Source organism: uncultured Duncaniella sp., assembly GCF_910577345.1.
In the GTDB taxonomy this organism is placed as follows: domain Bacteria; phylum Bacteroidota; class Bacteroidia; order Bacteroidales; family Muribaculaceae; genus Duncaniella.
Genome location: NZ_CAJTMT010000036.1, coordinates 16,346 through 29,822, shown reverse-complemented (window position 1 = coordinate 29,822; position 13,477 = coordinate 16,346). Strand labels below are relative to the sequence as shown.

The following is a 13,477-nucleotide window of genomic DNA, read 5'->3' as shown; positions in this document are numbered from 1 at the left end:
TGCGTGGGGAGACAATTGGGGAGGGTAATCTGCGATTTGGGGAGGTGATTTTAACTAAAAATATATGAAAAATACTTATAAATTGGTATTTGGCGGGTGAATTGCGGTCGTTGGCCATTTGTTTGGGCGGTTTTTTACTGATTTCTGAGTATTGTCGTCGTGGCGGGGTCGGGGTAATTTTGCATCGTGAAAACCAATCATGATGAATAACCGTTTCCTTACATTTTCCGACCGTCTGCTCCGTGGCGCTATTGCAGCGGTCATTTTCGGAGCGCTCCCATTGGGCGGAGCGACCGCGTTTGCAAATTCAATAGATAATGTTTCCGATGCCGCATCTGTCACCGGTCATGAGGCTGCAACTAAATCTGTTGCTCTCCGTCCGGCGGCGCTTGCCGATACGGCAGGGTTCCGCAAATTCCGCTTCGGCGGTTATGGCGAGATGATTGCCGAGTTCAAAGACTATGGTATCAACCGTTTCGACGGCACATCGACCGGCAATGCCCGCACCCATCGCAACACCGTGTCGATTCCTCGCTTCGTGCTTGCACTCGACTATAAATTCACCCCGAAATGGATTCTCGGAGCCGAAATCGAATTTGAATCGGGTGGCGTAGGGTCGGCCGTCGAGCTTGAAAACAGTGAGAACGGCGAATATGAGACCGAGATAGAGAAGGGTGGGGAAGTGGCACTCGAACAGTTCCACATCACGCGCCTCATCCATCCCGCTTTCAATGTGCGCGTCGGCCATCTCATCGTGCCTGTCGGACTGACCAACTCCCACCACGAACCCATCAACTTCTTCGGAACACGCCGCCCAGAGGCCGAAACCAAACTCATTCCCTCCACATGGCATGAGACCGGCCTTGCCTTCTTCGGTTCATTCGGAAAGCGCAAGGCGCAGTTCGACTATCAGCTCATGGTCGTGGCCGGACTCAACGCCAACGGCTTTGACCGCGACGAGTGGGTCATCGGCGGCAAGGAGGGAGTGTTTGAGAACGACAACTTCAACTCACCCGGCTATGTTGCCCGTCTCGATTATGTCGGTGTCCCCGGTCTGCGCATCGGCTGGAGCGGCTACTACTGCCGTGATGCCGGATCAAACTCCGACAAGCAGCACACCTATTCTTCAATCGGCCGCATCCCGGTGGCAATCACGACTTTCGATGCACAGTGGCGCTCCCCGCTCATCACAGCCCGTGGCAACCTCACCTACGGCTATGTCGGCAATGCTGCCGGAGTGAGCGAAATCAACCGTATGCTCTCCAACAAGTCGCCCTACTCGCGCCTTGTCCCCGTGGCCAAGAATGCCATCAGCTACGGAGCCGAACTCGGAGTGAATCTCCGCAAGGCCATCGGCGGAGACTTCCCGGTCATCTATCCCTTTGCCCGCTATGAATACTACAATCCCCAGTATCGCGGACAGGGCAAGCAGAACATGGACAAGCGACTTGAAGTGAGCCAGTGGCAATTCGGCCTCAACTGGTTTGCCCTCCCCAACCTTGTGGTCAAGGCCGACTGGACAGGCCGTCAGATTGGAACAGCCAAGGTGTTTGGCAAGGGTGACTACAACTCGGAAAACGAATTTGCCCTCGGCGTGGCCTACGTCGGTTGGTTCATAAAGAAATAAATAACAAAAAAACATATCAACAGCAATGAAAAAAGTATTTCTAAGCGCAGTCATGGCGCTCTCGCTCATCGGTCTCCCCTCATGCAGCGACGACAAGAACGACGGTCCCGACAAAGATGAAAATGTAGAGGCTGCCGACATCAACTACACCAAAGCCAATGCCTCAAGCTGGGGCAACTATATGGTTCAGGTGGCCTACCTCCTCCGTTCGGACGCACAGAACCTCTACAACTCCTGGACACAGAGCTACGAGGGTGGCAAGCCATTTGCCGAAATCTTCAAGCAGCACAACGGCGGCGACTATTCGAGCGCACTCAGCTGTGTTGACCAGATGATTGAAGGTTGCGCCGAGATTGCCAATGAGGTCGGTACAGCCAAAATCGGTGACCCCTTCAACCTCTGGGTTTCCGGCGAGAAGACCCGCGCTGTCTATGCCGTTGAGTCGTGGTACAGTTGGCACTCGCGTGACGACTACTCGAACAACATCATGTCCATCCGCAACACATACTACGGCTCTCTCGACGGAACCGTCAACAGCGCATCGCTCTCAGCCCTCATGGCAAGCGTAAATCCCACGCTCGACACTCAGATGAAGGAAGCCATAGCTGATGCATCTGCCGCCATCCTCGGCATTCCCCAGCCCTTCCGCAACAATATCAATTCGAGCGAGACACGCACTGCGATGACCGCATGTGCCGACCTCGAGGATCTCCTCTCAAAGCAGCTCAAGACCGCTGTGGCCAACCTCGGCAACGACAGCCGTCTGCAGGCAATCGTCGACCGCTTCGTCGACGGTGTGGCTCTCCCGACCTACTCCGACCTTGCTGCCAAGAACAGCGCGCTCTACGACAAGGTGGTTGCTTTCAAGAACAATCCCTCCAACTCGACATTTGCCGCTGCCTGCGAGGCATGGCTCACTGCCCGCGAACCGTGGGAAAAGAGCGAGGCCTTCCTCTTCGGTCCCGTTGATGCGCTCGGTCTCGACCCCAATATGGACAGTTGGCCTCTTGACCAGGATGCCATCGTGCAGATTCTCAACTCCGGAAACTACGACAATCTCGACTGGACCGACGGCGACGATGACGACAAGATTGAGGCCGTGCAGTCAGTCCGCGGTTTCCACACTCTTGAATTCCTCCTTTTCAAGGATGGCAATCCCCGCAAAGTTGATTAATGAGTTTTTGATACGGAATGAAAAAACTATCGGTTTTTCTTTCAATCCCGATTGGAGTCCTGTTGTCGTCGCTGTTAGGTTCATGTGACAGCGATGGCCTGGATGCCATTGACATAGAGGTTCCCGCCGGCTACGAATTGTCGGCGGGAACTTCCACTGTCTTCCTGACATCCTCCGTGGCCTACGACAGTGAGGCTCCCTGGGTGAGCGGCGATTACCTGACACGCTTCGTGCGCGGCGACAGACTCTATGACGACGTGCGTACCTCCACAAATGGCGATGGCGGCGGCCTCGGACCGGTCTATGCGGGATATTCCTGCGGAAGCTGTCACCGCAACGCCGGACGCACCCGTCCGGGAGTGTGGAACGACAACGGTTCCGGGCCTTACGGCTTCTCGGCCATGCTTGTCTATATCACCCGCCGCAACGGAGCATTCTTCCGGCAGTATGGCCGCGTGCTCCACGATCAGTCCATCTATGGTGTGACCGCCGAGGGTAAGTTAAAGGTTGATTGGGAATATCAGACTTTCAGTTTCCCCGACGGCGACAGTTATGAACTCGCTCTTCCTCACTATACCATCACTGACTGGTATGCCGACGAGATTGCACCAGAAGACCTCTTCTGCTCTGTGCGCGTGCCTCTCCGCCATGTGGGCATGGGTCAGATCATGGCCCTTGACCAAACCGAAATCGAGAAATTGGCGGCTAAGAGCAACTATCCCGAATGGGGTATCAGCGGACGCTGCAACTACATCACCGAACGTGGAAAACTCTGTCTCGGACTCTCAGGCAACAAGGCGCAGCACGCCGACCTCACCGTCGAGCTCGGATTCTCGTCGGACATGGGCGTGACCAACAGCCGCTACCCCGAGGAGATTTGCGAGGGTCAGTTCCAGATGACCGAAGGGTCGATGATGGGTCTGACCTACGACAAACTCGACATCTCGACCGAGGATATGGAGAACGTCGACCTCTACATGCAGTCGCTCGGAGTCCCCGCGCGTCGCAATGTCAACGACCCTGAGGTCAAGGAGGGCGAGAAAGCTTTCTATGAAGCAGGCTGTCACCTCTGCCACGTCACCACACTCCACACCCGTCCGCGCGGCTCGACCCTTCTTGCGGGAACACAGCTTCCGTGGCTCGGAAATCAGACCATCCATCCCTACAGCGACTTCCTCCTCCACGACATGGGGTCGGAAATCATGGGCGCTGGTCTCAACGACAACTATCCCTCCGGTCTGGCCCGTGGAAACGAGTGGCGCACCACTCCCCTCTGGGGTGTGGGACTGCAGGAGAAGGTCAACGGCCACACCTGCTTCCTCCATGACGGACGTGCGCGCAATTTCATCGAAGCCATCATGTGGCACGGCGGTGAAGGATGGGCCTCGCGTCAGAAATTCGCCTCGATGCCCCGCGAGAAGCGCGATGCCGTCGTGAAATTCCTCCAGTCGCTCTGACGACGCAATGTCGCCACCCTTGCAATCATTATCATTTAATACCCTCTAAAATTCAGAATACACAGATGTTAAAGAAGATAGCAACTTCGCTGCTTGCAATCGCAGCCGTAGCGCTTCCGGCTTCCGCACAGTATGATGCCGACACCGAGAATGGTGTGGTGTCGCTCGCGGGACACAACGGATTCACCTTTGAGACACAGAAGGGGGATTTCCTCTTCAAGCCGTATCTGCTTCTGCAGACCTCGGCCAACTATAACTGGTATGACGACGCCGGTCTTGACCCGGCCTACAATCAGGACAATGTGGCCAACTCAGGTTTCGCCATCCCCTACGCCGTTCTCGGATTCACCGGCAAGGCGTTCGGAATCGTGACCTTCAATCTCTCGATTAATGCCGCCTCGTCGGGCGGAGGCATACTGCAGCAGGCTTGGGCCGACATCCGCCCCAAGGATGAGATTGGTGTGAGAATCGGTAAGTTCAAGACACCTTTCTCCCATGCCTATCTCACCACCCTCGGTTCGACACTCTTCCCCTCTCTTCCCACCTCGCTCACCGCGCCTGTCATCCTTCCCCACAGTCTCAACGCGGTCACTCCGAACATAGGCACCGGTTTTGATCTCGGTGTGGAACTCCACGGTCTCCTCAAAGGCAAGTGGGGCTATCAGTTGGGAGTGTTCAACGGCACCGGTGCGAGTGTCAACAGCGCAACCAAGACATTCAGCGATGACTGGCACATACCGTCGCTCCTCTATGCCGCGCGTCTGACATGGCAACCGCAAGGCCCGATGCCCGCATCGCAGGGCGATCCGCGCAACCTGAAAGCCGACAAGATGCTCGTCGGACTTTCCGCCTCGATTAATGTCGAGAGTGAGAACGAGTCGACCAACGATACTCGCGTCGGTCTGGAATGGGCGTGGAACAAAAACCGCTGGTATTTCGGAGCTGAGGCCTACTATATGCACGTCGGCTTCACCAAGCGACAGAAAATCGACGAGACCTTCAACTACTGGGGTGCCTACGCCCAGGCCGGTTACTTCATCACTCCCCGTCTTCAGGGAGCGCTGCGCTACGACTTCTTCGAACGCAATTCGACCGGAAAGGGTGGTTTCCTCAACATGCCGGCTGTCGGTGTCAACTACTTCTTCGACAAAATCAATCTGAAGTTGCAGGCGATGTATCAATATACCGGCCGCACAGGTCACAAACGTCAGCTTGACCGCGATGAGGACAACCTCGGCCTTGCCACAAGCACTGCGGTCATCATGGCCCAATATACATTCTGAAAAGCGCAACCCTTATGTCGATTCATAATATTATAAAGCCAGGACTGCTGGCGGTGGCCTGTCTTCCGTTCATCCTCGCATCGTGCGACGAGGGTGACATTCCAAACAAGGTTGCGGATGTCGACAGGAGCGGACGCACCGCGCGGCTTGAAGGTTCGGTGGTCAAGGCCGACGAGTGGCCCGCAGGCTATTCGGTCGCACTCGCCGGATTCGGGGATGCCGACGAATATGCCATGATAAGCAAGACCGTCGACCCCTCGGCACTTGAAAAGACGGGGACAATGACCCTTTCGGGAGTTCCCGCCGACGTGACAAGCATCGAACTCTGCGTCATCGACCGTCTGCGTCGCAGGGTGGCGAGCTTCGTGACCGTCAAGTGTGATGCTGACGGAGGCGAGGTTGTAATCACCGCCGACGGAACGGATGTCGGGCCGATGGCGGCTGTGCAGAGCGAGGTGTTCAACACCACCTGTGCCAACTGCCACGGAGCATCCAACCATGCCGCCGCAGGGCTGTCGCTCCTCGCTGGAGAGAGCCATGCGCAGCTCGTCGGCGCGCGTTCGACCGTCGAAGCCGAATCAATGCGTGTCGTGGCCGGAAATCCTGACGAAAGTCTGCTTTGGGAAATCCTTTCGACCGACAAGAGTGCATCGTGGCGCTATGACCATTCGGTCGAGGTTGTCTCGACAGTCAGGCTCGACCTCGTGCGCAACTGGATAATGGCCGGTGCGCCGGAATGAGGCAGCCGTTCACTCACAATTCAACCTCTCAAACATCCATAATCACTGCTTAACCATGACTTATCTGACCATACACAGTGAGGGGGCCGAATGTCGGCTTGCCCTCTTCCTCTCTCCCGAAGGACGCGGGGAGGCTCATGCCATCATCCGCTCGACCTTGCCGTGTGAACCGTTTCAGCGCCAGCTTGAATGTGTACGCGAGGCTGCCGGAACGCTTGCCGACAAGGTGAAGGACCTCACCGGACGCGCGATGGCCCCGGTGTTCCGCCGCTATTTCCTCAGTGACCCCACAAATCAGGCTCCGCTGATTGAGACATCCGCTGACTGCGCTCAGAGCATTGTCGGACAGTCGCCGCTCGACGGAACCAAGGTTGCCGAATGGGTGTGGCTGCAGGAGGAGGGGAAATGTGAGAATCTCGGCGACGGACTTTGGCGCAACGGCAGTTCGCAGCTGTGGCAGGGTGATTGCAGCGAAGCGCAGCCCGGCGATTCATATATGCTCACCGAAAAGGCTCTCGACCGCATGGACAAGGCACTTGAGGGACTGGGCGGTTCGCTTGCCGACCATTGTATGCGCACATGGTTCGTGGTGCGCGATGTGGATTCAAATTACAAGGGGGTTGTTGCAGCGCGCAATGACGTGTTTGACCGCATCGGGCTTGCCTACGACACTCACTTCATCGCCTCGACAGGAATCGGCGGGTTCAGCCCCGAACCCCGTCAGACCGTCGCATTCAACGCATTCGCTGATTTGCGTCTTGAAGAGGATGACATCACCTATCTTAAAGGCTCGACCCACCTCAACCCCACGGCGGAATATGGCGTGGCTTTCGAACGCGCGACGGCTACAGACTATGCCGACCGCAGGGAGGTGTTTGTCTCCGGAACGGCAAGTATTGACAACCGTGGTTGCATCGTGGCTCCCGGCGACATAGAGGCACAGACCGACCGTATGCTTGAAAACATCGGCGTACTGCTCGCCGAGGGTGGCTGCGGTTTCGAGGATGTGGCTCATCTGATTGTCTACCTGCGCGATGCGGCCGACCATGCCGTGGTCGAGAGAATTTTTGCTGAAAGATTGCCCGAAGTGCCGCGTGTGATAGTCCTTGCTCCTGTATGCCGTCCGGGATGGTTGATTGAGACCGAATGTATGGCTGTCAAAGGGATGAAAACCGGCAGCAAAGTGAAATATTAGAACTTTTTCGGAATGTCAGTGCTGAAGTCACCACGCGTGAAAGCCACGCTTGCAGTCGTGGGGAGCCTCTTTGTCGGAGGCTCTGTGTTGCTGCCGCCGGAGGTCTATTCCTCATGGTGGTGGTTCGCGCTGTGGACTGTAGCGGGACTACTGCTTGTCGCTCTCCTTGCCGGAAAGAGGATGCGCGGACGCAAGACTCTTTGGTGCTTTCACCTCTCTTTGCTTCTCATCCTTGCCGGAGGGGGAGTGACGGCGCTGACGGCTGAACGCGGCACCCTGCGCCTTTTGCCGGGAGAACATTCCGATGTCTATTATGATTCCGACAGCCTTGCCCTGCCACTGCCGGTCGGGGTAAGGCTTGAGAAATTTGAGGTGGTGTATTATCCCGGAATGACCTTTCCGCGTGACTTCCGCTCGGTCATAGTGACCGATGGCGGGGAGCGGATTGTGATTTCAATGAACAGAATCGGACATCTGTCTGCCCCCGGACGAAGTTGGGATGACTACCGTCTATACCAGACCTCCTACGATTCGACCGGTGCAACAGTCCTGACCGTGGCCCATGATCCCTTCGGGATTGCATTGACCTACGCGGGCTATGCACTTTTCGCCCTCGCAGGATTGCTGATGCTCGTCGGGAAATCATTTCGCAGACCGGTGAGGGGCGTGACGGTGATGGCTCTGATGATTCTTGCCGGAACCGGTAGGGGAGAGGCCGCTCCGGCAGTCCCGCAGTCGCTTGCCGATTCGCTTGCAGGAAAGCAGGTGCTGTTTCGCGGACATGCCGTTCCGTTTGAGTCAATGGCGCGGAAGCTTACACTCGCGCTGACCGGATCGGAAAAGGTGGGAGGCATTGATGCCACCCGCTTCATCGCTTCGCTGACAGTCTATCCCGACGAGTGGCGGGATGTCGGTTTCCTTTTCGTGAAGGATAAGGGGTTGAGAAAAGCCCTGGAGCTGCAGGGGGCATACGTCAGCCCTGCCGCTCTCTACAGTGTGGATGGCCGGTACCTTCCTGAAACCCTGTGGCGGGATGGCAGTGGAGAGCTTGATAAGGCAATACTGCGTCTTGACGAGAAAGTGGCTCTGCTTGCCGAATTGTGGAGCGGAAAGCTGTACTCGCCTCTTCCTCCAGACAGTGAATTGCGGTTGAGCGATGAGGAGGTCATGCTCGTACTTGCCTATGACCGCTGCCGTCCGGGGATGATATTCTTTATATGTGCCTTCCTCGCCGGTGTGCTTTCATTGGTTGCGGGAAATCGTTGCCGGAAGATGAGGCTGTGGGGTGGCGTAGCACTGACACTGTTCGGGCTGATGACGTTCGCATGGCATTGGGCAGCTTCGGGGGAGGCCCCGTTGGTCGGGTCGTCGGATCTGCTTTTCTTTACAGCCGTCATGCTTTCTGGGCTGTGCATTTGGGTTGGGCGCAAAGATGTCCTGCTCGGGTCGTGCGGACTGTTGGCCACCGGAGCCTTGGCGCTTGTCGCATGGCTCGGGTCGCGCACTCCGCAGTTGACACCGCTGATGCCTGTTTTGGCTTCTCCTTGGCTCTCGGTGCATGTGTCGGTCGTGATGACCTCATACGCACTTCTTGGCTTTGCATCCTTAGGGGGATTGATTGGGTTGGTGCGTCCTGCCGGATTGGAGAGATTGATGCCGACGGCTCTTCGGTTGACAGAGTGGGGAGTATGGTTGTTAGGTCTTGGAATATGGTTGGGTGCGGTGTGGGCCAATGTGTCGTGGGGACGCTACTGGGCCTGGGACCCGAAGGAGACATGGGCGTTGGTGACGATGCTCATATATGCTGTCCCGCTCCACCGCTCGACCGGTCTGCGTGGACGCTCTCTGGCAATATACCTCCTCCTCGCCTCACTGGCGATGCTCATGACCTACTCCGGAGTCAACTTCCTTTCCTCTCTCCATTCGTATCGGGTATAGGAAGTGATGGGATGGAAGTGATGGAAGGGTACATAAGGACATAGGGTCAGAAGGGACAAAAGGTTTTATTATGGGCTGATTTTAAGGATGGAATGGTACATAAGGACATAGGGTCAGAAGAAACAAAAGGGTTTTATTAGCGATAATGTTCGATAATATTATAATCATCGATAATAGTTATAATATTAATGTTTTAAGGCTATGATATTATTTATTTAATATCTAATGCGGTTTAGTGGATAAAAAACTTTTGTTTCTTCTGACTTTATGTCCTTATGTGCCTTTCCATCATTCTATCCCCATGTCCTTATGTGCCCTTCCATCATTCTATCCCCATGTCATTATGTACCTTTCCCTCTCTTCCAACTCTTTCATCGGTTTTTTTGAATTTAAATCAGATGAGGTTCGGAATTTTCGGCGAAATTTCAGTAATTTTGCGTGGGCAATTCTTTTTTATTGATTATGAAGATTTTTACCACCGAAAATATACGAAATATTGACCGCGTTACCATCGAAGATGAGGGAGTCAGCTCGATGGAGCTGATTCACCGTGTAGCCGAAGGGGTGGTCAACGAGATACTCAGCCGCTGGAGTCCGTCGAAGCCGACAATGGTCTTTGCCGGAGCGGGAAACAACGGCGCGGATGCCCTTATTGTGGCCAAACTGCTCATTCAGGCAGGGTTCAATCCGCATGTGGTACTCATCAACGTGCAGGGCAATTCCCTCTCGCGCGACTGCCGCGAATGTCGCGACGAGCTTCTGCGCATGGGCAATGTTGCCATGACCGAGATTGTCCACACTTCCCATATCCCCACCCTTACGCCTGACCATCTTGTCATCGACGGCCTTTTCGGCACCGGCTTGCGCAATCCGCTCGACGGCGGCTATAAGGCAATGGCGCGCTACATCAATGAGTCGGGTGCCACGGTGGTGTCCATCGACGTTCCGTCGGGCATGTTCGGCGACTGGAATTCCCGCATCCTTGCCCGCGACGTTGTTCACGCCGACCTCACGGTTGCCGTGCAATTTCCCCGTCTTGCCTTCTTCCTGAGCGATAACGCTCCCCTTGTCGGACGGTGGACTACCGTTGACATCGGCCTGAGTCGACGCGCCATCGAACAGACCGCCACGAAATATTTCCTCATCGAGAAGGAGGATGTGCGCCGTGTGCTCAAACCCCGTCCCGACTTCTGCTCGAAAGCTGATTTCGGCCATGCGCTACTCTTTGCCGGTTGCTACGGCATGATGGGTGCTGCAGTGCTTGCCTCGCGCGGTGCGCTCCGTGCGGGTGTGGGTAAGCTGACGGTCCACTCTCCGCGCTGCGGATTCAGTGTGCTTCAGACGGCTGTCCCCGAGGCGCTTTTCCTCCCCGATGCAAACGACAATGTGATTTCCAACATGAGTCCGCGTGTCAATTATACTGCCATCGGCGTAGGCCCCGGTATCGGTACCAATGATGCCACCCGAGGCGCTGTCGAGACACTCATAAAGACCATCAAACGTCCGATGGTGATTGATGCCGACGCGCTCAACATCATCGCGCGCAATCCCGCTCTCATCGACCACATCGCCCCCGGCTCGATCCTCACGCCCCACGCCGGCGAGTTTGACCGCATCTTCGGTTCGCAGGCTTCGGCTGAGACCCGTCTGCTGAGGGCTCTTGAGGTTTCCCACAAGTACAAGCTGATAATCGTGCTCAAAGGCCGCTACAGTGCCACTGTGCGCCCCGACGGTAAGGTGTTTTTCAACTCCACCGGCTCTGCGGCTATGGCGACGGCAGGTAGCGGTGACGTGTTGACCGGCATAATTACCTCGCTCCTCGCGCAGGGCTACAAGTCGGAAATCGCTGTCACGGCAGGTGTCTACATCCACGGTCTTGCGGGCGACATCGCCGCGCGCTCTGAGGGTGACTACGGCACCTCGGCCGGCGACATCGCCGCCGCTGTCGGGAAGGCAATCAGGGAGATATTTTAGCGTTTGGCGCTAAAATATCGCAGTATAGAGTATAAAGTATAGAGTATAGATAATAGTTTTGCTGTAGGGACGCGCTGTAGCGCGTATGCCGGATGACATAGGTATTTTTTATTTATTCGGTATTCTATTTGCAGTTGTCCGTTATTCTATTCTTGGCATTCATTTCCCTATTACATATTATAACCCTCATATATCCTCCTCACAATAAATTTCAGATTCCAAAATTTAGACCGCTGAGTTTAAAGTTTTTTATATAAACCATGATGAAAAAGTTATTCTCAATATTACTGCCGATGGCGATGGTTGTCGCTCCGGCTTTCGCTCAGACATCAACAAAGCTGACGGCTACGAAGGCTAATGAGTTCGGGCTTATGTACACTCTTCCGCTCACCGCGTTCGAGGTGACAGTTGCAGTTGAAAAGACTGTCAACACTCCGGGCGAGTTCTATCAGTATGCCAAGAAGTATCTCAACACCGAGCCTATCATCAAGCCCTCGACTTCATGGCGCATCACTGAGGCTGTTGTCAATCCTGTCGCAGTTGCCGATGAGGAGGAGCGCTATCTGGCTAATTTCAAGGGTGGGACGGGCACTTTCATGATGCTGTCCGACAGCAATTATCCACTCTCCATCAACGATGAGAACTACAATCCGGAAGTCAGCCTCACGGAGTTGCCTAAGGCTGTCGCAGCGGAGCCTACGGTTTTGCAGAAGCCGATTGCACAGCAGGCCATCACTCCTGAGATGATTCAGAGCAAGTCGTCGGCCAAACGTGCGGAGCTTGCCGCTGAGAAGATATATGAACTGCGCACCAACCGCAATGAAATCATCTCCGGTCAGGCCGATGCCATGCCTTCTGACGGTGCGGCGATGAAACTTGCCCTCGACCAGCTTGCAGGACAGGAGGAAGCGCTGACTGCGATGTTCCTCGGCACTGTGCAGAAGTCGGTTGAGGTGCGCACCTATACCGTATATATCCCTGAGGATGGTGAGGCAAGCCGTATGGTCATTGCCCGTCTGTCGGCTATTGACGGTCTGGTGGATGCCAACGACCTTTCGGGTGATCCCATCTATATTGAGATCACTCCAATCACCCGTGGCGAACTTCCTGTCAACGAAAAGGGTGTGGCCAAGACCTTCCCCAAGGGTGGAGTTGCCTACCGTATCCCCGGCGCTGCATGGGTAAGTCTGACCTACGATGACCGCACTCTGACGGAGAAGGAGTTTGACGTGGCTCAATACGGTGTTGTGTTCGGTCTCGACCCGTCGCTTTTCACCAACAAGCGCGAACCGGCTTATCTGCATTTCAACCCCCTCACCGGAGCAGTCCGTGAGCTTGGAACGGTTGGGAATTGATGTTTGATATTGAAACAATTGAAGTTTGGTTTTGATACAACAGATTTGGTTTTGACACAAAAGAACATATTTAATTTTGATACAAAAGAACATATTTGATTTTGATACAAAAGAACATAAGGGCATAAGAAACAGAAGGGTAAATTTCTGAAGATATGTCTTGCCGGATGGCAACCGATAAGCGATGTTACATCGTTATGCCGGACGGCAATTGGAAATCAGCGCAGTTGAGTCGTATCATAATCATGCCGGATGGCAATTGGAAAGCTGCGCAGCAGCGCTATGATATGGCCTTGCCGGATGGCAACCAGTTAGCGATGTGATATTACCGTGCCGGATGGCAATTGGAAATCAGCGCAGTTGAGTCGTATCATAATCATGTCGGATGGCAATCGGAAAGCTGCGCAGCAGCGATGTGATAATAGCCCCGCATCGAGCGGAAACGCAATGAAGCCCGTAGGGCGAAATTGCGTTCCGCGAAGGTGTGGGGTTATCGGTTGATATACAGGGTCGGGCATCGAAGATGTCCTATAATATCCCCCCGGTAGGCGTAGGGTTATCGGATGATACCCAGCGGGCATCGAAGATGTCCTATAATATCACCCCCCGATAGGTGTAGGCCAATTGTTTGGTTTAACCATCAATAGGTAATTTCCTGAATTTATATAACCCATTATTTGTCCGGAGGCGTGTGTTATTGTCGGACATCTTCGATGCCCGTGGTGGGGGCATTC

General features: G+C 54.8%; 10 protein-coding genes. All 10 read left to right on the top strand.

The window, feature by feature from the left end; translation table 11 throughout:
* The first annotated feature begins 199 nt into the window (after positions 1–199).
* Entirely contained in the window at positions 200–1,627 is a 1,428-nt protein-coding gene (locus tag QZ310_RS12120) for a hypothetical protein (protein WP_297073184.1), read from the top strand.
* Between the two features lie 25 nt (positions 1,628–1,652).
* On the top strand, positions 1,653–2,801 hold the full coding sequence (locus QZ310_RS12115; RefSeq protein ID WP_297073181.1) for an imelysin family protein: 1,149 nt from the start codon (positions 1,653–1,655) through the stop codon (positions 2,799–2,801).
* Positions 2,802–2,818: 17 nt separating this feature from the next.
* Positions 2,819–4,258 carry a di-heme oxidoredictase family protein gene (locus QZ310_RS12110; RefSeq protein WP_297073179.1) on the top strand — a complete coding sequence of 480 codons (1,440 nt, stop codon included), beginning with the start codon at positions 2,819–2,821 and terminating at the stop codon, positions 4,256–4,258.
* 65 nt (positions 4,259–4,323) lie between these two features.
* Positions 4,324–5,541, top strand: coding sequence for a porin (locus QZ310_RS12105; RefSeq protein WP_297073177.1), 1,218 nt, complete (start codon positions 4,324–4,326; stop codon positions 5,539–5,541).
* A 14-nt stretch (positions 5,542–5,555) separates the two neighbouring features.
* Positions 5,556–6,281 carry a hypothetical protein gene (locus tag QZ310_RS12100; protein WP_297073175.1) on the top strand — a complete coding sequence of 242 codons (726 nt, stop codon included), beginning with the start codon at positions 5,556–5,558 and terminating at the stop codon, positions 6,279–6,281.
* Positions 6,282–6,336: 55 nt separating this feature from the next.
* Entirely contained in the window at positions 6,337–7,476 is a 1,140-nt protein-coding gene (locus QZ310_RS12095) for a Rid family hydrolase (RefSeq protein ID WP_297073173.1), read from the top strand.
* Positions 7,477–7,488: 12 nt separating this feature from the next.
* Complete coding sequence (ccsA, locus tag QZ310_RS12090; protein WP_297073171.1) at positions 7,489–9,414, top strand: cytochrome c biogenesis protein CcsA; 1,926 nt, start codon at positions 7,489–7,491, stop codon at positions 9,412–9,414.
* 462 nt (positions 9,415–9,876) lie between these two features.
* Positions 9,877–11,388: an NAD(P)H-hydrate dehydratase gene (locus tag QZ310_RS12085; protein ID WP_297073169.1), complete on the top strand. Its 1,512-nt coding sequence runs from the start codon at positions 9,877–9,879 to the stop codon at positions 11,386–11,388.
* Positions 11,389–11,648: 260 nt separating this feature from the next.
* Positions 11,649–12,743 carry a DUF4831 family protein gene (locus tag QZ310_RS12080; protein ID WP_297073168.1) on the top strand — a complete coding sequence of 365 codons (1,095 nt, stop codon included), beginning with the start codon at positions 11,649–11,651 and terminating at the stop codon, positions 12,741–12,743.
* Between the two features lie 167 nt (positions 12,744–12,910).
* A complete protein-coding gene (locus tag QZ310_RS12075; RefSeq protein WP_297073166.1) occupies positions 12,911–13,066 on the top strand; it encodes a hypothetical protein in 156 nt (51 codons plus the stop codon).
* Positions 13,067–13,477 lie beyond the last annotated feature (411 nt).

Bases quoted from the DNA above. Each gene is read 5' to 3' on its own strand.
- QZ310_RS12085 (WP_297073169.1), top strand. From the start codon at position 9,877: ATGAAGATTTTTACCACCGAAAATATACGAAATATTGACCGCGTTACC.
- QZ310_RS12110 (WP_297073179.1), top strand. From the start codon at position 2,819: ATGAAAAAACTATCGGTTTTTCTTTCAATCCCGATTGGAGTCCTGTTG.
- QZ310_RS12105 (WP_297073177.1), top strand. From the start codon at position 4,324: ATGTTAAAGAAGATAGCAACTTCGCTGCTTGCAATCGCAGCCGTAGCG.
- QZ310_RS12080 (WP_297073168.1), top strand. From the start codon at position 11,649: ATGATGAAAAAGTTATTCTCAATATTACTGCCGATGGCGATGGTTGTC.
- ccsA (WP_297073171.1), top strand. From the start codon at position 7,489: ATGTCAGTGCTGAAGTCACCACGCGTGAAAGCCACGCTTGCAGTCGTG.
- QZ310_RS12100 (WP_297073175.1), top strand. From the start codon at position 5,556: ATGTCGATTCATAATATTATAAAGCCAGGACTGCTGGCGGTGGCCTGT.
- QZ310_RS12095 (WP_297073173.1), top strand. From the start codon at position 6,337: ATGACTTATCTGACCATACACAGTGAGGGGGCCGAATGTCGGCTTGCC.
- QZ310_RS12120 (WP_297073184.1), top strand. From the start codon at position 200: ATGATGAATAACCGTTTCCTTACATTTTCCGACCGTCTGCTCCGTGGC.
- QZ310_RS12075 (WP_297073166.1), top strand. From the start codon at position 12,911: ATGGCAACCGATAAGCGATGTTACATCGTTATGCCGGACGGCAATTGG.
- QZ310_RS12115 (WP_297073181.1), top strand. From the start codon at position 1,653: ATGAAAAAAGTATTTCTAAGCGCAGTCATGGCGCTCTCGCTCATCGGT.